The sequence below is a fragment of the Streptomyces sp. MB09-02B genome (assembly GCF_033794485.1).
GTDB lineage: Bacteria > Actinomycetota > Actinomycetes > Streptomycetales > Streptomycetaceae > Streptomyces.
The window spans coordinates 59674-79533 of the sequence record NZ_JARGEE010000003.1 but is presented as its reverse complement, the minus strand read 5'-3'; the positions used below and the strand labels follow the sequence as shown (position 1 = coordinate 79533).

At 68.7% G+C, this 19860-nt stretch carries 13 protein-coding genes and 1 pseudogene; 4 read left to right on the top strand and 10 right to left on the bottom strand.

All coding sequences use genetic code 11. From position 1 onward, the window contains the following. Positions 1-86 precede the first annotated feature (86 nt). The 3 genes from P1P70_RS01265 to P1P70_RS01255 form a co-directional block, all read right to left on the bottom strand. Positions 87-263, bottom strand: coding sequence for a hypothetical protein (locus tag P1P70_RS01265; RefSeq protein ID WP_319233804.1), 177 nt, complete (start codon positions 261-263; stop codon positions 87-89). A gap of 105 nt (positions 264-368) precedes the next feature. Continuing rightward, positions 369-1307 carry an NAD(P)-dependent oxidoreductase gene (locus P1P70_RS01260; protein WP_319233802.1) on the bottom strand — a complete coding sequence of 313 codons (939 nt, stop codon included), beginning with the start codon at positions 1305-1307 and terminating at the stop codon, positions 369-371. 112 nt (positions 1308-1419) lie between these two features. Continuing rightward, positions 1420-2625 (bottom strand): PucR family transcriptional regulator, encoded by a 1206-nt coding sequence (locus P1P70_RS01255; protein ID WP_319233800.1) that lies wholly within the window; start codon positions 2623-2625, stop codon positions 1420-1422. Between the two features lie 130 nt (positions 2626-2755). Between P1P70_RS01255 and P1P70_RS01250 the strand changes: the two genes are divergently transcribed. The 3 genes from P1P70_RS01250 to P1P70_RS01240 are packed head-to-tail and all read left to right on the top strand — an operon-like array spanning position 2756 to position 8363. After that, positions 2756-3928 carry a thiolase domain-containing protein gene (locus P1P70_RS01250; protein WP_319233798.1) on the top strand — a complete coding sequence of 391 codons (1173 nt, stop codon included), beginning with the start codon at positions 2756-2758 and terminating at the stop codon, positions 3926-3928. Next, a complete protein-coding gene (locus P1P70_RS01245) occupies positions 3928-5535 on the top strand; it encodes an acyl-CoA synthetase (protein WP_319233796.1) in 1608 nt (535 codons plus the stop codon). Before P1P70_RS01250 ends, P1P70_RS01245 begins: the two co-directional genes overlap by 1 nt. Next, complete coding sequence (locus P1P70_RS01240; RefSeq protein ID WP_319233795.1) at positions 5532-8363, top strand: FAD-binding and (Fe-S)-binding domain-containing protein; 2832 nt, start codon at positions 5532-5534, stop codon at positions 8361-8363. Before P1P70_RS01245 ends, P1P70_RS01240 begins: the two co-directional genes overlap by 4 nt. A 292-nt stretch (positions 8364-8655) precedes the next feature. On the opposite strand, the gene P1P70_RS01235 is transcribed toward P1P70_RS01240, so the two are convergent. The 4 genes from P1P70_RS01235 to P1P70_RS01220 form a co-directional block, all read right to left on the bottom strand. Further along, positions 8656-9675, bottom strand: coding sequence for an alpha/beta hydrolase (locus tag P1P70_RS01235; RefSeq protein ID WP_413471399.1), 1020 nt, complete (start codon positions 9673-9675; stop codon positions 8656-8658). Positions 9676-9722: 47 nt separating this feature from the next. Next, positions 9723-11405, bottom strand: coding sequence for a CocE/NonD family hydrolase (locus tag P1P70_RS01230; RefSeq protein ID WP_319233793.1), 1683 nt, complete (start codon positions 11403-11405; stop codon positions 9723-9725). A gap of 83 nt (positions 11406-11488) precedes the next feature. Beyond that, positions 11489-13828: a molybdopterin-dependent oxidoreductase gene (locus P1P70_RS01225; protein WP_319233791.1), complete on the bottom strand. Its 2340-nt coding sequence runs from the start codon at positions 13826-13828 to the stop codon at positions 11489-11491. 36 nt (positions 13829-13864) lie between these two features. Beyond that, positions 13865-15520, bottom strand: coding sequence for a CocE/NonD family hydrolase (locus P1P70_RS01220; protein WP_319233789.1), 1656 nt, complete (start codon positions 15518-15520; stop codon positions 13865-13867). An 83-nt stretch (positions 15521-15603) separates the two neighbouring features. Between P1P70_RS01220 and P1P70_RS01215 the strand changes: the two are divergent. Beyond that, a pseudogene (locus P1P70_RS01215) lies at positions 15604-15690 on the top strand (IS5/IS1182 family transposase); the annotation flags it as partial. Between the two features lie 90 nt (positions 15691-15780). Here P1P70_RS01215 and P1P70_RS01210 read toward each other — a convergent pair. From P1P70_RS01210 to P1P70_RS01200, 3 genes are all read right to left on the bottom strand, one after another. Then, entirely contained in the window at positions 15781-17238 is a 1458-nt protein-coding gene (locus P1P70_RS01210; protein ID WP_319233787.1) for an APC family permease, read from the bottom strand. Positions 17239-17893: 655 nt separating this feature from the next. After that, the gene (locus tag P1P70_RS01205; protein WP_319233785.1) at positions 17894-18010 is read right to left on the bottom strand and encodes a hypothetical protein; all 117 of its coding nucleotides are present in this window, start codon (positions 18008-18010) and stop codon (positions 17894-17896) included. A 299-nt stretch (positions 18011-18309) separates the two neighbouring features. Next, positions 18310-19752 (bottom strand): APC family permease, encoded by a 1443-nt coding sequence (locus P1P70_RS01200; protein ID WP_319233783.1) that lies wholly within the window; start codon positions 19750-19752, stop codon positions 18310-18312. Positions 19753-19860: the final 108 nt, after the last annotated feature.

Here is a 19860-nt window from a genome sequence, read left to right as displayed (position 1 = left end):
CCGGGGAGCGGACTTTCCGATCGCTCCCCGGCCTCGGCAATCCACAGGCGGGCGCCATAACCGTGGAGCGCCAGGTTGCTCAGCACCTACAGGAGACCCATGAAGAACACGCCGGATGCCATGCCGAACATGGTCGACGGAAGGCCAAGTGCGTCGTTCATGCCGTTCGGGCCGGCGACGCGGATACTACTGCGAGCGATGTGGTTGACGAAGTAGCAGAGCACCAGGAATGGCATGAGCCGTAACAGATTCTTGCGGCGCAAGGCCCCACGTGACGCGCTGGTGTGGGGAGCAGACAACAGGGGCCTCCGTGCGGTTCGGGTGGACGAGTGCACTGCTGTGACGCGGGAGGGCGGTCGGCCAGAGCGTCAGCCATGGCGGAAGACCTCGACCACACCCGAGTCGTCGCCGTCGCCGAGCCCCAGCTCTGCCGCCTCGCGCCAAGCGGTGCGTGCGGCCTCGGTGAGGGGGGCGTGCGCACCGACGGCCGCGGCGGCGTCGGCCACGAGCCCGCTGTCCTTGACGAACACGGACAACAGAGTCTCGGTGGGGCGCCGCGTTGCCGGCAGGATCATGCGCGGGCCGCGGTCGACGAGCATCCATGACGCGGCGGCTCCAGTGGGCAGCACCTCGCGCACGGTTTCCAGGTCGAGGCCGAGCCGTTCGGCGAACGCGAAGGCCTCCCCGGCGGCGGCCAAATGGATGCCGGCGAGCATCTGGTTGACCAGTTTGAGGGACTGACCGTCGCCGGGCCGGGTGCCGACGACGCGGATGTCGCCCAGCGCGGTGAGTGTGGACGCCAGGGATTCGACCGTCGCAGGGGCTCCGGCGGCAAGGAGGGTCAGCGTGCCCGCGGTGGCACCGGTCACGCCTCCGGTCACCGGGCAGTCGACGAGGCCGATGCCGTACCGCTCGGCGAGGACGGCGGCCGAGCGCACCGCCTCGGGGCCGACGGTGCTCCCCACGACGAGGACCGATCCCGACAGGGCCCCGTCGGTCACGACCGGCGCCGTGAGCAGGCTGAGCAACTGGGGTCCGGTCGTCACCATGACCAGCACCACCTCTGCACCGGCGAGGAGGGCCAGATCGCTGCCCGCAGTCAGACCGGCTTCCTGGCACTGCTGGACGCGGGCGGGGTCGAGATCGACGGCGCGCACGGACATCCCCTGTCGGTGCAGGCGCAGAGCCATCGGTAGACCCATGGCCCCCACGCCGACGACGGCTACGACGGGCGACGACGGACGACGACGGGCGACGACGGACGAGGACGGCTGCTTGTTGGTCCCGATGCTTTCGAGTGAGGTCACATCATGGATCCTGCATGGACCAGTGCCGGCGTCTCGACCGCCTGGCGTCGGGAAGCGCCGCCGGCTTTTCCTCCCGCCGTAGGAGTCCGTGCCCGGCTGCGGGAACGCGTGCTCAGCCGACGACCTCAAGTACATGCACACCGAGGTGGAGCAGCAGGCGGTTGGATCCGTCGTCCAGTGAAAGTCCGGTAATCTGCTCGATCCGGTCCAGCCGGTAGTACAGCGTGGTCCGGTGGATGTGGAGGGCCTCGGCGGTAGCCGGGCGCGAGCCGGCCAGGTCCAGGAAGCACCGCAACGTCTCCAACAGTTGGCCGTGCGGATCCTGGCAACGTAGCCGCCTCAGTGGCTCGGGCACCCTCGCGGGAGTCAGCTCGGTCTCCGGCAGGCGCAGCACCAGATCGAGAGCGCCGAGCTCGTCGGCGAGTGCCAGGCCGTCCAGCCGGGCGACACGCTGCGCTGCGCGCAGGGCGACCAGCGCTTCGTCATAGGCGCGGTGTGCCTCGTGCAGCCCCGCGTGGACGCCTCCGACACCGGCGATCGCACAAGCCGAGTGGCCGAGGACGCTGCCGACCGCGTCGCGTAGCTCCGTCGCCTGCTCGCGCAGGCGTTCCCAGGTCGGGTTGTTCTCCCAGGTCTGCAGCAGCACACCGCGGGTGCTCAGCACGGCGCTCGCCGTGTACGCGGGCCGTGAGCGGGAGGCTCCGGCCGTGGCCACGCGCAGCGCGAGCTCCGCCACGGTCGTCTCGACGGCGACGGCACGGTCGTCGAGTGTCACGGCGGTGACGGTCACGTGCGCACCGTGGCGCAGCACGCCGAGCCGGTCCAGCGTGCGCACTGCTGTCTCGGGTCGCGCGGTGTCTCCGGTGAGGAGTTCGACGACGGCAGCCTCCTGATCACGGCGGTGCTCGTCCTGGCTGAGCTGTTCGCCGTACAGGATCGCGCCGATGTCCTCGCCGGTGCGGACGACCTCCTCGATCTCCTGCGGGGTCATCGACTGATCCTCGTCGATCACGAGCAGGAGCCCGAGGAGTCGGCCCTGTCGGCGGATGGGGTGGCACAGCCGACTCTTCATTCCGAGGTCCTCGCGTGCGGGGACGACCCCTGGCGAGGTCCAGTGGGCCACGTCCTGCCCGAGGATGTGGCCGATGGCGGCTCCCCCGACATCACGCTGCAGAACCGCCCGAACACGCTGTTCGTCGGCGTCCCCATAGTGCCGACTGGCCACGAGCAGGTTGACCTCGGTGTCGTCGAGGACCACCGAGCGTCCCAGCCGCTCCGCCAGGGTGTCGACCAGGTTCTGCACTTGCCGCTCGGCCATACGGCCATTGTCCACGCAGCGGCGGCTGCGCGAGCCGTCGGCCGGCTTCCTACAGGGAGAGGAAAAGCTCCGGTCGGGTCCCACCTTCTCGCGGTACCGGCACGGACACCCGCGTCCCAAGCTTGCTTCCATGACCAGCGATCTCTTCATCACAGGGTGGGCGCACACCGCGTTCGGCAAGAGCGCCCCGGAGACCACCGTGGAGCACCTCATGGCCGAGGTGTCCACCGCCGCCGTCACCGACGCCGGTCTTGACGTCTCCGACGTCGACGCCGCCTTCGTCGGCGTCTTCAACTCCGGCTTCTCCCGGCAGTCGTTCGAGGCGGCGCTGCTCGGAGCGGGGCGACCGGAACTCGCGCGGGTTCCGGCCTCGCGGCACGAGAACGCCTGCGCGACGGGCAGTGCCGCCCTGTTCGCCGCGATGGACCACGTGCTGTCCGGGCGAGGCCGGGTGGCGCTCGTGGTAGGCGCCGAGAAGATGACCGGAGTCGGCAACGACGTCGTCAACGACGCGCTGCTCGGCGCGTCGTACCGGCCCACCGAGGAGGACGCGGGCAGCTTCGCCGGGATCTTCGGCCGCCTCGCCGACCTCTACGCGGACCGGTACGGCGACCCGCGGGAGGCTCTCTCGCTGATCTCGGCGAAGAACCACCGCAACGGGGTCGACAACCCCTGGGCGCACATGCGCCGCGACTTCGGTGTGGAGTTCTGCTCGGTGCCCTCGGAGAAGAACCCCTTCACCGCCGGCCGCCTGTTGCGCACCGACTGTTCGTTGGTCTCCGACGGGGCCGCCGCCCTCGTCGTGTCGAGCGACGACGTGGCGCGCGCCGCCCGCCGCCGGGTCAGGGTCGCCGGCCGCTCACACGCCAATGACATCTTCGAGGTGGCAGCCAGGCCGGACCCGCTCGCTTTCGACGGCCCACGCCGCGCCTTCGCCCAGGCGCTCGCCGAGGCCGGAACGGATCTGCACGGACTCGACCTGATCGAGACCCACGACTGTTTCACCCTCGCCGAACTGCTGCAGTACGAAGCCTTCGGCCTCGCCGCGCCAGGGAAGGGCGCAAGCGTGCTCAAGGAAGGCCTCACCGCGAAGGACGGCCGCCTGCCGGTGAACGTCTCGGGCGGCCTGAAGTCGAAGGGCCACCCCATCGGGGCGACCGGCGTCTCCCAGCACGTCATGGCCGCCCTGCAGCTGACGGGCGAGGCCGGCGCCATGCAGCTGCAGGGCGCGCGGCGGGCCGCCGTGTTCAACATGGGCGGTGCCGCGGTGGCGAACTACGCGACCGTACTGGAGGCGGCGTGATGGGACAGCCCTCTCGACGGGCGATGAACCTCGCCCATTTCCTCACACAGACGGCACGCCGCCTTCCCGACCACACTGCCGTCGTGCACGGCGACACGCGCTGGACCTGGCGCGAGCTCGACCACCGCGTCTCACTGCTGGCGGCGGAACTGCAAGGCCGCGGCATCCGCAGCGGCGACTGCGTCATGCTCCACAGCCCCAACCGTCCCGAGTCCGTCCAGGCCATGTTCGCGGTCTGGCGGGCCGGCGCGGCTCTCGCCCCGACCAACTTCCGGCTGACCGGCGACGACGTCGCGGTCATCGCGGGTGTCTGCAAACCCCGGCTGCTGCTGGTTCACCCGAGTCTTGACGAGCACGTCCCAACGATCGCCAGCGCCACCGACCTCGACTGCGGCACGCTGCTGATCGACGCGCAGGGCCCGGAAGCCGTCGGCTCGCTCCCTGCGGACGGACTGGCCATCGGCGACCAGGACGTGGCGGTCGGCCAACACGCCTGGTACTTCTTCACCTCCGGTACGAGTGGCACGCCCAAGGCCGCCGTCCTGACGCACGAGCAGTTGGGGTTCGTCACGCTCAACCACCTGTGCGACCTCATGCCGGGCACCACCGAGAACGATGCCTCGCTCGTTGTCGCCCCGCTCTCCCACGGCGCCGGCGTCCACCTGCTCCCGCAGGTGGCCCGCGGAGCCCGCACGGTCATCCCCATGTCGCCCCGCCTCGACGGCGAGGAGGTGTTCGCACTCGTCGAACGTGAACGGGTGACCAACATGTTCACGGTGCCGACGATCCTCAAGACTCTGGCCGAACACCCCGCGGCCCACACCCACGACCACTCCTCGCTGCGCCACGTGATCTATGCGGGAGCACCCATGTACGCCGCCGACCAGGACCACGCCCGCGCCGTTCTGGGCGAGGTGCTCGTGCAGTACTACGGACTCGGCGAGGTCACCGGCAACATCACCGTGCTGCCGCCGCACGAGCACGGCAGACCACGCCCCGAGGGCGTCGAGTTCGGCACCTGCGGATACCCGCGCACCGGAATGCAGGTCAGCGTCCAGGACGACGACGGCACTCCCCTGCCACCCGGCGAGCAGGGCGAGATCTGCGTCGTCGGCCCGGCGGTCTGCCACGGCTACCTGGACAATCCGAAGGCCAACGCCGCCGCCTTCCGCGACGGCTGGTTCCGCACCGGTGACCTCGGCATGCTCGACGAGGAGGGATACCTCTACGTCACCGGGCGCGCCTCCGACATGTACATCTCGGGCGGCTCGAACATCTATCCGCGCGACATCGAGGAAAAGCTCCTACTGCACCCGTGCGTCGCGGAGGTCGCGGTGTTCGGCATGCCTGACCCGAAGTGGGGCGAGGTGGGCGTCGCCGTGTGCGTGCCGACTGAGGGCGAGAGCCTGGACCCAGAAGCGCTGAGCGCCTTCCTGGACGGCCGTCTCGCCCGCTACAAGATGCCCCGCCACTTCGTCGTCTGGGACGAGCTCCCGAAGTCGGGGTACGGGAAGGTGGTGAAGCGCACCTTGCGTACCATCCTCGAAAGTCACGGCTGGCCCCCGGTCTCCGCGGACGCCGACGACCGCGGGACGGTGACGGCATGAGCGAAGCCCCCTCGGGGCACCCGTTGCTCCACCCCGACCAGCGTCTCCTGGCCGCCCTGGGGCAGGCCGTGCCCGCCGACGCGATCGCCGCGCGTGCCACCGACCGGCTGTCGTACGCCCACGACGCCTCCCACTACCTTCGCGTACCGAAAGCCGTCGTCACCCCGCGCACCGCGTCCGACGTGGCGGCCCTGCTGCGCACGTGCGGGCGGGACGGCACGGCGCTCACCTTCCGGTCGGGCGGTACGAGCCTGAGCGGCCAGGCGTCCACGGACGGTGTCCTCCTCGACACCCGCCGCCACTTCCGCGGCGTCGAGGTGCTCGACGGCGGTGCCCGGGTGCGGACCGGTCCGGGCGCCACCGTCCGCGCGGTCAATGCGCGGCTGGCTCGACACGGCCGCCGTCTCGGCCCCGACCCGGCGAGCGAAGTGGCCTGCACCGTCGGCGGCGTCGTGGCCAACAACTCCAGCGGCATGGCCTGCGGCGTCCACGCCAACACCTACCGGACACTCGACTCCACCGTCTTGGTCCTGGTGAGCGGCTCCGTCATCGACACGTCGGCCCCGGACGCGGACGACCTGCTGCGCCGACAGGAGCCCGCTCTGCACCACGGCCTGTCAGAACTCCGCGACCGGGTGCGCGGCAACTCCGACTCCGTGGCCACCATCGAGCGGCTCTACGCCATCAAGAACACCATGGGGTACGGACTCAACTCCCTCGTCGACTTCGAGCGCCCCGTCGACATCCTGGAACACCTGGTCATCGGCAGCGAGGGCACCCTGGCCTTCGTAGCCGAGGCGACCTTCCGTACCGTCCCCGTCCACCCCCACGCCGCGACGGGTCTGCTGGTCTTCCCCACCCTCGCCGACGCGACGGCCAGCCTGCCGACCCTCGGGGAAACCGGCTTCGCCACCATCGAGTTGCTCGACAGCACCAGCCTGAGGGTGGCCCAGCTCGACCCGCGTGCGGACGACGCGATCCGGGCCGTGGACGTACGCGCACACGCCGCGCTGCTCGTCGAGCTCCAGCAGGACAGTGCCAAGACCCTCGCGGAGTCCACCGCGCGTGCCGAGCGTGTCTTGCGTGAACTCCCGGTCACGGGCCCTGCGGGCATGACGACCGACTCGGCTCGCAGGAGCGAACTGTGGCGGGTGCGCAAGGGCCTGTTCACCTCGATCGCCGGCAACCGGCCGTCCGGCACCACCGCGCTGCTGGAAGACATCGCCGTCCCGGTGGATCGCCTGCTTCCCACCTGCGAGGCGCTGGTCGGGCTCTTCGACCGGTACGGCTACGAGGAGAGCGTGATCTTCGGACACGCCAAGGACGGCAACGTCCACTTCATGCTCAACGAGCGCTTCGACCGGCCGGACCTGGTCGAGCGCTATGTCGCCTTCACCGAGGACATGGTCGAACTGGTGCTGGGCCAGTCCGGCACACTCAAGGCCGAGCACGGCACCGGCCGCGTCATGGCGCCGTACGTCCGTCGGCAGTACGGCGACGAACTGTACGACGTCATGCGGGAGATCAAGGCCCTGGCGGACCCGCGCGGGGTGCTCAACCCCGGAGTCCTGCTCGACGAGGACCCCTCGGCCCACATCAGCCACCTCAAGACCTCGCCGACGGTGGAGACGGAGGTCGACCGGTGCGTGGAGTGCGGCTACTGCGAGCCGGTCTGTCCCAGCCGCGACCTCACGACCACTCCACGCCAGCGGATCGTGCTCCGCCGCGAAACTGAGCGGGCGAGGGTGGCCGGGGACCAGGATCTCGTGGAGCGCTTGCGGCAGGAGTACGCCTACGACGGTGTGGACACCTGCGCGGTGGACGGCATGTGCCAGACGGCCTGCCCGGTGCTCATCAACACCGGGGACTTGGTGCGCAGGCTCCGGTCCGAGCAGGCTGGACGGGTTGAGCAGGCGCTGTGGCACGGTGCCGCCCGGCATTGGTCCGGCGCGTCACGGCTGGCGGCGGGCGGGCTGAGCGCGGCCCGCCGGATGCCGTCGCTGGCGGAGCGTGTCACGTCCGCCGCCCGTTCGGTGCTGGGCGAGTCCAAGGTGCCGGGCTGGACACGCGATCTGCCCGGTGGCGGCACAGCGAGACGCGGGCGCCAGGCCGCGCGTCCCGACGCGGTGTACTTCTCGGCCTGCGTCACGACGATGTTCGGACCGGCCCACGGCAGCCGTGGTGTCCGCGACGCCTTCCTCGACCTGTGCGCGCGGGCCGGGGTCCAGCTGCGGGTACCGGAGGGCATCGGCTCGCTGTGCTGCGGGACGCCCTGGAAGTCCAAGGGGCTGGACGACGGTTACGCCGCGATGCGGGAACGCCTCGTCCCCATCCTCAGCGAGGCGACCGACCGCGGACGCCTGCCGGTGGTCTGCGACGCGTCGTCCTGCACCGAGGGCCTCACCGTCCTGCTCGCGGCGGCGCAGGAGGGCTCGGAGCGGACCGACGTGATCGACGCGGTGCAGTTCGCCGACATCGTCCTGCTCCCCCGGCTGCCGCGCCTGCGGCGTCTGGCCACCGTGGTCGTCCACCCCACCTGCTCGTCGACCCAACTGGGCACGAACGAGGCGTTGCTGCGCCTCGCCGCCGCCATCGCCGACGACGTCGTGGTGCCCGATGACTGGGGCTGCTGCGGTTTCGCGGGCGACCGAGGCATGCTCCGGCCCGAGCTCACCGCCTCGGCGACGGCCGCCGAGGTGGCGGCGCTGGACGGCCGGAGAGCGGACGCGTACGTCTCGACCAACCGCACGTGTGAACTCGGCATGAGCCGCTCCACCGGAGCCACGTACCGGCATGTACTCGAACTGCTCGACGAGGCGGCTCGGTGACGATGGCGTGATGCGCCTCGACCGGACCTGCCTCGGCCTGGCGGCCCGGTGCCGGTGTCCTACCGCCGGCGTCGGGACTCCATCGCGAAAACGGTCTCGGCCTGTCCACCGGAGGCACATCCGCCACGCCTTGGGAACCCGGTCAGTCCGGCACGCCTGCGCTGGGACACGCGTGCCCGCGACTACATGGAGCGACGCACAGCGCAGGAGGGTCCGTCAGCAAGCTGACGGACCCTCCTGCTGGATCAATGCCACGCCGTGGGGAAGACGACCTGTCGACATCGGTGATCGTTCACGGGTGGTGGGGAACGAGCAGACGCCTGAGCCATGCCAGGCGAGCCGCACGCGCCTGCACCGAGAGAACCGCGGTCGGGGCGTCGTGCGTGAACCCGTGCCAGGCACCCGGCCAGACATGGAGCTCGGCAGTGCCTCCCGCCGCCCAGATCCGCGAGGCGTAAGCGACGTCCTCGTCGCGGAACGTCTCCGCGGACCCGACGTCGATGTACGTGGGCGGGAGGCCCCCGAGGTCCTCGGCTCGGGCCGCGGCGGCATACTGCGGCACGTCGGGCCCGCCGCGCGCCTCACCCAGCAACGCCGTCCAGCCGTTCTCGTTGGAGACCCGGTCCCACGAACCCACGCCCGCCATCTGGCGGGCCGAAACGCTGTCGTTGCGGTCGTCGAGCATCGGGGCGTTCAGGAGTTGGCCGTGGATCGCCGGTCCTCCGCGGTCACGCGCGAGAAGGACGAGCGCCGCGGCCAACCCTCCGCCGGCGCTCTCACCGGCGACAATGATCTTCTGCGCGTCGATGCCGAGTTCAGCGGCGTGGGCAGCTGTCCATGTCAAGCCCGCGTAGCAGTCCTCGACCGGGCCGGGATGCCGGGTCTCGGGTGCCAGGCGGTACTCGACGGACACGACGACCAGCCCGAGCGCCTCCGCCCAGTCGAGTACTTCCTGGATGCCCGCTCGGTTGTCACCCAAAATCATGCCGCCGCCGTGAACGAAGTAGACGGCCGGGAGGCGGGGGTGCGCTCCGGTGGGCCGGCAGACGAGCAGTCGTATGTCTGGTGCGCCGTCAGGGCCGGGGGCGCTGACCTCACTCACCTCGAACCGTCCGTCCCGGCGCAGGTCCGCGTCCGAGGGGCCCGGCCATTCCTCCTGCACCATGCGTCGCATCTGCGCCAGCGTCTCCAGGCGGTATCCGTCCGGCGCCACGAATTCCTGCAGCGCCCGCAGATGCAGCTTCAGCTCCGGGTCGAACGGAGGAGGCGGGCCGGTTGCTTCATCGTCGGGGTTGTGGATTGTCAGGGACACGAACTCGCTCCTTCAAATGATCATTTCGTGTGGCAAAAGGTGTTCCGTCAGGAAGCCGGCACGACCGGGAGGACGACGCGGGACGGCCGCGTGGCGTCGTGCGCCACCTCCTGGCGGGCCGGGCGCCCTTCCGTCGCGCTGTCGATGGGTTCTGCGGTGTTGAGGTTGCGGTCCCAGCGCGGGAAATTACTGGAGGTGACGTGCACCCGGATGCGATGGCCGACGCGGAACACATGGCTGGTGGACCACAGATCCACCTCGTGTTCGGCGAACTCGCCCGGGGACGTGACCACGCGGACGACACCGTCGACGATGTTGATCGACACTCCCTCGGGGGCGACGTCGCAGAGCCGGACCACCCAGTCCGTCGTCGGGGCGTCGGTCGCGGCGTGGAGGAAGGCCCGGATCCGTCCGGTGACCTCGACGTCCTCGGTCAGGGGCTCAGTGGTGTAGACAAGCACGTCCGGCCGTGCCTCCACCCGGGCCTGGTCCAGGGGGCCCGGCCGGAACTCGCTCGACATCAGCGCCGCACCGCCCGTCGTCGGCACCGGGTCGGCCGGGTCGTAGACATACGTGTCGCCGCCCTCGCCCTCCTTGGGCCGGTCGTCGGTGAGGTGCCCGTCCGCACGCAGGAAGTACTCCGTGTCGACGGCACGGGCGAGGGGCCACTGCTGTTCCTCCCGCCACTGGTTGATCCCCGAGACGAACAGCAGAACCGGGGGCAGCTGCGCAGCGTCCGCGTCGCCGGCCTCGGTGTCGCCCGCCAGCCAATGCCGGAACCATCCGTGCTGTATGTCGCCGAGCGTGCCCCGGAAGTCGAGGGCCTCCCCGCTCGCGGCCGTACCGAAGTTGACGTCACCCACCTGCCCCAGGAAGTCCCCGTGGGCCCACGGCCCCATGATCAATTTCGCCGGACGGCCGGCGGCCCGCATCGCCGTGAAGTTGTCGAGGGTTCCCTGGCAGAAGAGGTCGTACCAGCCCCCGATGTTCAGGGTCGGCAGGTCGATCTCGTCATGGCGCCCCGCCACCCGGCACGACGCGGCCCACTCGGGCTCCCGTCGCGAACGCTCCAATCCGAGATCGTGAAGCCGGTTCCGCTGGAAGGCGGGATGCCGTCCGGACGGCAGGTCCCAGTAGCCGCTCTTCGCGAGGCCGTCGAATTCACGGACCAGCGTGGCGAGTTCGGCGGATCCGGAGTCCAGGTCGTCGGCGTGCCGTCGCGTCAGGGTGTCGAAGCCCATCCACAGGGACCACCACAGGTTGAGGCCGAACTCTTCCACCCCGCCCCGGCAGAACACGCCGTCGTACGGGTCGGACCACGTGATCATCGGGGCGATGGCCTTCAGCTCCGGAGGCTTGGCGAGGGCAGCCATCCACTGGGTGTTCCCGAAGTAGCTGGCCCCGTACATCCCGACCGAGCCGTTGGAGTCCGGGAGCGTGGCGGCCCATCGAACCGTGTCGTAGCCGTCGTCCGACTCGAACGTCCAGGGCTCCCACTCGCCTTCGGAGGCGTACCGGCCCCGGGTGTCCTGGACGACCACGATGGTGCCCCTGCGCGCCATGCCCACAGGATCGAGCATGTTGACCGTCGAGGTGTTCTTGCCGTAGGGCAGCCGAGCGAGCAGTACGGGCCAGGGCCCGTCGGCCGCGGGGCGGTAGACGTCAGCCCGCAGGACGGTGCCGTCCCGCATCGTGGCGGGGACGTCGTAGTCGATGGTCACGCCAGGCATAAGCCCATCCTGTTCTTGAAATGGTGCGGGGTAGACGTGGGGAACTCGACGGGTAACCCGTCCGGCTCTGTACGGGTGGCCCGTCAACCCGCAGGCCGGGGGTGCACAGATCCCGGGCTGACGGTCTCCGGCGGGACGAACGGCCGTGGCTCGGGGGCTGTCGTGGGATCGACGCGTTCCACCTCGACGAGTGTCGTACCGGACGTCGAGCCCTGGGCCAACCGTGAGGTACCGACGTCGGCCGTGAGGACGTTGGGGTTGCCGTGCCGTTCCAGTGAGCCGGGTACGCCCGGCTCTTCGGGATCGAACCACGCACCCGTCGCCAGCACGATGACGCCGGGGCGGACCTCTTCGGTGACGACCGCTCCGGCGAGGCAGGCGCCCCGGGCGTTCCACAGCCGCACGACGTCACCCGAGGCGATGCCCCGCTCCCCCGCGTCGACCGGGTTGATCAGCACCGGCTCACGTCCGGCGACCTTGCCCTCACGGCTGTGGGATCCGTTGTCGTACTGGCTGTGCAGCCGGCGGCTGGGTTGGTTGGACACCAGGTGAAGGGGGAGGCGTTCGTCGGCGGGGGCGCCGAGCCATTCGCGCGGCTCCAGCCACGTGGGGTGGCCCCGGCAGTCGTCGTAGCCGAAGCCCGTGATGGTGGCGGAGGTGATCTCGATCTTGCCGGACGGCGTGTCGAGCGGGTACTTCTCGGGGTTCTGGCGCAGCAGTGCGAAGCTTCCCGCCGTGTGGTCGGCAGGCGGCGGCAGGGTCACCTTGCCGCGTTCCCAGAACTCGTCGAACGGCGGGAGCTCGACGGTCTTCGCCAGACCGGCCCGGGTCCGCTCGTAGAGCTCCCTTACCCAGGCGTGCGCGTCACGACCTTCGGTGAACCGGTCCTCGAAGCCGAGGCGTGCCGCGAGCCCGCTGAAGATCTCGTAGTCGGTCCGCACCCCCGGCGGGGGGGCGACGGCGCGGTGCATGGCGCTGATGGTGACGTCGAACCCGCCCCCTGCGAAGTCCTCCCGTTCCAGCGTCGTGGCGACAGGAAAGACGATGTCGGCGAATCGGGCGTGTGCGTTCCACCAGGGCTCGTGCGCGACGATCGTGTCGGGACGCTGCCAGGCCTGTACGAGGCGGTGCAGGTCCTGGTGATGGTGGAAGGGGTTGCCGCCGGCCCAGTACACGAGCTTGATGTCGGGGTAGCGCAGCGACTGGCCGTTGTAATCGAAGGACTCGCCGGGCGTCAGGAGCATGTCGGCGATCCGCGCGACCGGGATGAAGCTCTTGACCGGGTTCTCGCCCTGCGGCAGCGCGGCCTTCTTGTGGGAGCCGCGGCGCACGCCGACCTGGGTGATTCCCAGTCCCGCGGCGAAGCCTCCGCCCTGACGGCCGAGTGAACCGGAGATGGCCGAGAGCACCACGCCCATCCAGTGAGTCTGTTCGCCGTGGTCCATGCGCTGGATCGACCAGCTGACATTGACCACCGTGCGGGAAGTGGCGATCCGCTCGGCCAGCGACCGGATGCGGTCGGCGGGGATCTCGGTGATCCCGGAGGCCCATGCCGCGTCCTTCGGGATCCCGTCGCTGCGGCCGAGCAGGTATGCGGCGAACTCCTCGAATCCCACGCAGCAGCGGGCGAGGAAGTCACGGTCGTGCCGCCCGGAGACGACGATCTCGTACGCCAGGCCGAGCATCAGCGCGACATCGGTGCCGGGCCGGATCGGCAGCCAGTCGGCGTCGAGGTCGTCCGCCGAGTCCGAGCGGACCGGTGAGACGTTGACGAACCGCACACCGGCCCTGCGGCACTGCTCCTGAAGCCCGGGCACACTATGGTCGGCGACCCCGCCCTGCTCGATCTGCGTGTTCCTGCGGGCCATGCCCCCGAAGGAGACCACGAGCTCACCGTCGGAGGCGATCTCCTCGTACGTCGGGCAGCGCCGCCAGATGCTCATGCCGGAACCGCCGATGACGTGGGGCAGAATGACCTCCATCGCGCCGACGCTGTAGCTGTTGACCGAGTCGGTATAGCCGCCTGCCATGCGCATGAACCGGTGGATCTGGCTCTGGGCATGGTGGAACCGGCCCGCGCTGGACCAGCCGTAGGAGCTCGCGTAGATCGCGGCGTTGCCGAAGGTGGTCCGCACCCGCTCGATCTCGGCGCCGACCAGGTCGAGCGCGTGGTCGTGCGAGACCGGCACGAAGCGGTCTCGGCCGCGCCTGCCGTTCGCCGGTCCGGGCCCGTCGGTGAGCCATCCCTCCCGGACCATCGGCTGCGTGATGCGGACGGCATCGTTCTGGGCACTGGCCATGCCGCGGCCGATCGGGGAGGGAGCGCTGTCCCCCCGGGCGGGCTCCAGTGCGAGAACCCGCCCGTTGTCGCTGACGACCGTGTAATTACCCCAGTGAGCGACTGTGGGGGTGCGCCGCGTCATCGTTGGCCCTTCGGAGATGTCAGAGGCACAGAGGACTCAGCTGCTCGGTGGGATCACCGGCAGCGTGATGCGGGAGGCGGTGGCGCCTCCGAGATGAAGCGCCTGCCGGGCAACCCGCGACGAGCCGGACTCGAACCCGTCCGCGGTGTTCAGGTTCCTGTCCCACCGGGGGAAGCAGCTCGACGTGACCTGTACGCGGATCCGGTGGCCCCTCTTGAACACCATGCTCGTCGACCACAGATCCACCGTCACCTCGCTCGGCTCGTCCGGTGTGGTCTGCACACGGGCGATGCCGTCGGTCACGTTGTGGGAACGGCCGTCGGGGTGGACATCACAGAGGCGCACCACCCAGTCCGTCGTAGGGCCGTCGGTCGCCGCCGTGAGGGTCGCGGTCACCCGTCCGGTCACCTCGACGTCCTCGGTCAGCGGCTCACTGGTGAAGACCAGGACGTCCGCACGCTCCTCGACCGGCCTCTGGTCGAAGACGCCGGCGGGCTTGTGGGACAGGAGGGTCGCGCCACCCAGTGTCGGCACCGGATCGTCCGGGTCGTAGGTGTACGTCATCGTGGACGGGGCGGCGGGCTCGCCGCCCGGGGCCAGGGAGCCGTCGGGACCGAGGAACCAGGGCGTGTCCACCGCCCGAGCCAGCGGCCACTCCGCTTCGGAACGCCACTCGTTGGCGCCCATCACGAAGATCTTCACCGGCAGGTCGTCCTCGGGAGGTGTGCCGTCGGGCGTCAGCCAGACCTGCAGCCAGTCGAAGGAGAGCCCGGAGATCGATGTCGCGTAGTCCACGGCGAAGCCGTTGCCGGAGAACCCGAAGTTGACCTCTCCCTGCTGAGCGAGCGACGACACGTGGTTCCAGGGCCCGATCACGAGCTTCGAGGGGGTGGTGTCGCGAGCAGTCACGTAGTTGTCGATCGTTCCCTGCAGGAAGACGTCGAACCAGCCGCCGATGTTGAGGCTCGGAACCGTGACCGCGTCCTGCCGGTCCGCCACGTTCGCGGCCGCCAGTGCCTCCGGCCGGACCAGCGATGCGAGACCGTGCCGCTCGAGTACGGGATCGGAGCCGGTCGGGAGCTCCCAGAAGGCGTGCTCCGCAAGACCGTCGACATCCCCGACCAGCCCCATCAGGTGCTTCGTCATCGCTTCCACGTCGTGGGCGTGACGACGCATGACGATATCGAATCCGGTGCCCAGGCCCCAGCCCGTGAGGGTCCCCAGTTCCTTGGCGCCACCCCGGTAGGCCAGTCCGTCCTCGGGACGGTGCCAGGTGAACTGGGGAACGATGGCCTTGAGGGCCGGCGGGCGCTCTGCGGCGGCCAGCCACTGTACGTTGCCCAAGTAACTCGGTCCCCACATGCCCACGTTGCCGTTCGAACCGGGCAGCTGCGCCGCCCACGCGATGGTGTCCGCGCCGTCCGCGGCCTCGGTCTCCATGGGACGCCAGTCGTCGTCTCCCTCCGACGTGTAGCGCCCCCGGACGTCCTGGACGACGGTGAGGAATCCTCGCCGGACCGCGGCCCACGGGTCGATGTAGAGCAGTTCCGGCGCGTCGGTCTTGTCATAGGGAGTCCTGGCGACGATCACGGGCCATGGCCCGTCGCCGGCGGGACGGTAGACGTCGGCACGGAGTACGACGCCGTCGCGCATGGGGACGGGAACCTCGTACTCGATCACTGCACCTGACATGTTGGTTCTCCTTTGATGGTGCGGGGCTTTGCCCCAGAGCTCGTTCTGTGAGGATCGGCCCACCCAACAACGTGACAACGCCCTGGCGAATCCTCCGTCGCTCTCGTTGCGGCCTGAATCGCATGACGTCAATCGCCAAGACTGTGCTCGGCTCGGAGCGACATCGCTGAAAACCTCAGTGGTTCCCCGGCGCTGGACGCCCGGCCCTCACGCAGGCAGAGGCTGGCGGTCGTGCCAGCCCCTGCCTCCCACACGACCTTCTACTGCCGCCCGATGCGGGCATAGACCTCGGGCTTCTTACGCCGGACAACGACCGCGTAGACCGCGCCCAGGACTGTGACTCCCCATATCAGGCTGAGCATGGCTGTCTTTGTCATGCCGGTCGCTCCCGTGAGGAGCGTGAAGTTCTTCGTCGCCAGGACAAGAGTGAGACACATGATGCCGAAGGCGATGAACGAGGAGATCGCGGGAGCGACAGCCGGGCCATGGAGACGGTCCCGCAACAGGTACACACCGATAGCCAGCGCGACAAGGACCATAAGGATCATGAAGGCGTAACCGTAGAGCCCAGCCAAGAGCGCGTACAGCTGGGACTCAGGGATCTTGGCGAGGGTGACGCATGCGATGGTGATGAGTGCCGCGGTACTGACCACGATCGAGGCCCGGTGCGGCGACACGTGCCGAGGGTGCGCCTTGCCGAGCGACTGCGGGAAGATGCCGTCGGCCCCGAGGTTGAACAAGTAGCGCGCCGTGATGCTGTGGGCCGCCAGGATGAGAGCGATTGAGCTGGTGAAGAACATGACCGTGGCGGAGTCGTAGGCGAACTGGCCGACGTAGTCCTTGACACTGTTCTTCGCCGAGCCCGTCAGGTCGCCGCTGACGGCACCCATGACCGCATCGGCTCCGTAGGCGTTGATGAAGCACCACGCCGTGAGCGCGTACATGCCGGCGAGGAGCGCCACGACACCGTAGGTCGCGCGGGGAATCGTTCTCTCGGGCTTTCGTACTTCGTCACGGAAGATGACGGTCGCCTCAAAACCGCCGAAGAGCCCGATGCCGAAAAGAAAAGCGATCGAGATGGAGCCGGAAGAAATGTGGTGCGGGGTGAACGAGTCGAAACCGATCCCGTGGGCTCCTCCCTGAACCAGAACGGCGACATCGTAGACGACCATGAGCACGAGCTCGCACATCAGGAAGAAGGTGAGTACCTTCGCCGAGAAATTGATGTTGAAGTGGCCGAGCACCGTCGCGAGGGCCAGAAGAGGGAGCGCCAGAACCCACCAGGCGATGTGCGGCCCGTCGAAGATCTCCTGGATGACGGCACCGAGGGTCATACCACCGAGTGCGTACACGCCGACGAGAACCAAGAAGTAGCACGTCAAGGCTGTGAAGCCGGCAGCCAGACCAGTGGTCCGGCCAAGACCGGCCGTGATCAACGTATAGAAACCACCGGGCTTGTCGAGCCGACCGGCCATCTTGACGAGGCCGAACGCCACCATGGCTATGACCAGACCGCACACAATGATCGCGACCGGTGTTCCCACACCGTTGCCGAGCAGGATGGCCACCGGAAGGAAACCCAGGAACACAACCGCCGGCCCATTGTAGGCCATCACCGTGAAAATCAGCTCAAGGGCGCCCATGTTGCCGCGAAGGGCGGTGCCACTCGTGTCGTGCGACGTGTCCTTCAGGGCAGCGGCCTGATCTGCTGCACTCATTGCAATCCTCCAATTACCATTTATCCACCCCACCGCCGTTACTGCTACCAACTCGTAGCTGTGGCACGCACCACGTGGTGCTCTGGAATGGCGAAAAGATAGGAGCCCTCACCCCTCCTCTCCATTGGAAAATGTCCGAACTTCCGGTTGGGCGTCCGGCTCCCTCACGATCGAGGCCTGCACCTCGATCCACCGCCTGAATTCTGCTCACCGTTGAGCGTGTCCGGGGTGATCTTTCGGGTGCGGGCAGCACAGTGTGCCCACGATGCTCAGCGCCTTCGCGGCGGGACCGTCCCCACGTCAGTGGAGACGGTCCGCCAGCCGATCGAGGCCTTGGCGAACTCCCGCTTCGGAGGGCGCGTCGAATAGCGTGACCGGGATGCGGCCCCGTCCGGCCTCGGCCTCACGCTGCTGCAGCTGGCCACGCGATCAGCGAACTCGTCGAGTTCCTCGAGCGGCACACTCTTCGCCAGCCGGCCAGCCGCCCCCGACGGACAGGATGCAGTCCTGGGGTCGGCCCCATCCCGCCGACGAGCACCGGCAGCGGCGACTGAGGCCGCTTCGGGTAGACCAGATCGGGTCGAAGTCCACGAACCTGCCGTGGTCCGTCCCGTCGGTGGTCCAGATCTGTCGCGTGGCCGCCAGCCGCTCAGTATCAGTGCCATCCCTGGTGCGCGGATCGATGCCATGGTCGGCCATCTCCTGAACGGTTCCAGCCAACGCCCACGTCAAAGAGGAACCGGCCGCCGCTGAGGTGGTCGACGCTGGCCACTTCCCTGGCCGTCGTGATCGGGTCCCACTGGCACCACCAGGCAGATCCCTGTGCCGATCTTCAGACGGCTCGTCGCCGCCGCAGCCGCGGTGCACGCGATGAAGGGTCGTAGGTGCTTCCAAGCGCCTGGGGGGCAGAAGTGCCTTCCGTCAAGAAGGACGAAGGCTTGGCGAAGCCTCGCTGTTCCTCGTGCGGAAGGCACTTTCGCTGTCTACTGATCTCAAGAGATCACTAATGCCGTGTACCAGTCCTACTGAAGATCTTCTGCAGCTGGGGATCCTGGGACCGTGATCGTGGACCTACTGCCGACCGATCTTGCTGTAGACCTCAGGCCGAGTACGCCGGTAGACGAGGGCCATGACGACGCCGACGACGAACAGGCCGATGAGCGCGGCCAGCAGGAGCGTCGCGACGCCTGTCGAAGTGTTGACCAGGTGAGGGAAGTTCTGGATCGTCAGGACCAGCTCGACGGTCAGTCCGATCCCCGCGAGTACCGGCATCAGGACGGTGCTCCAGACGCTGAACTGGTTCTTGTGATGCTTGCGCAGGTACAGGGCGATGGCGAGATTCGCCAGAGAGATGGCGGCGACACCCGTGAAGCTGGCCAGTCCCAGCGACACCCCAAAGAAAGCGGTGATATCTGCCCCGCTGAGCACGGTGATGGCAAGGACGACGAACGCAATGCCGCTGGTGGCGAGAGAGGCCGCGTGAGGAGATCCGTGCTTGGCGTGCACTCCGCTCAGCCGCCGGGGCAGGATTCCGTCCGCGCTCAGGTTGAAGAGGTAGCGGGCACTGATGTTGTGGGCTGCCAGAATGACGGCGAACGTGCTGGTGGTGACCATCACCATCGCGAGGTCGAACAGCACGTGTCCGCCGAAGGTCTCGATGCTTCCCAGGATCGACCCGGGGGGATTCGCACCGGCGATGGACACGGCCTTGTCGACTCCGAGGGAGTTGATGTAGAGCCAGGCTGTGCCCCCGTACAGAACCATCGCCACGGCGATGAGCCCGAAGGTCGCCCGGGGAACCGTACGAGCGGGATCGCGCACTTCGTCCCGGAAGAGCGCGGCAACTTCGAAGCCGCCGTACATGCCGAGGCCATACAGCAGTCCCACCGCGAAGGATCCGTCGAACCAGTGACTGGGCGCGAAGGGTGCTGCGGACAGACCCGACGCTCCCCCCTTGAACATCACGGCGCCGTCGTACACGACGATGACCGCGAGCTCGAGGAAGAGGAAGACGGTCAGCACCTTCGCCGACAGGTCGACCTTGAGATAGCCGAGTAGTGTCGTGACGACCCAGAGCAGGGCTCCCCACAGCCACCAGGCGACGTCGGGTCCGTGAAATGTGTCGCGAACCATCGACTGGAACACGACGCCGCCGAACCCGTAGCTGCCGATGTTGACGCTGAGGTAGCCGACGAGGGCCATGAACCCGGATCCCAGGCCGATTGCCTTGCCGAGCCCGGCCGTTATGTACACATAAAACGCGCCTGGGTTCGGGAAAACTCGCGCCATCCTGGTGAACGGGACGGCGAAGGCCGCGACGATGAGGCCGGCCGTGAGGAACGCCATCGGCGTTCCCACCCCGTTGCCGACCGCAAGCATGATCGGAAGAACACCGATGACGACGACCAACGGGGCGTTGAAGGCCATAACGCTGAAGAAGAGATGCAGAGCGCCGAGGTTTCCACCCAGGCGGGGTCCGGTGTCAGCGGCGACCACTCTGTCTGTTGTGCTCATTCGCAGCCCTTTTCATGGGGACGGGAGGTTGGTTTTCGCTGTGGGGGCTTGGAACAGGTGGGGCGGAACGCTGCCATTCACATGGCTTTCGGCTCCGGGTGGACAGAT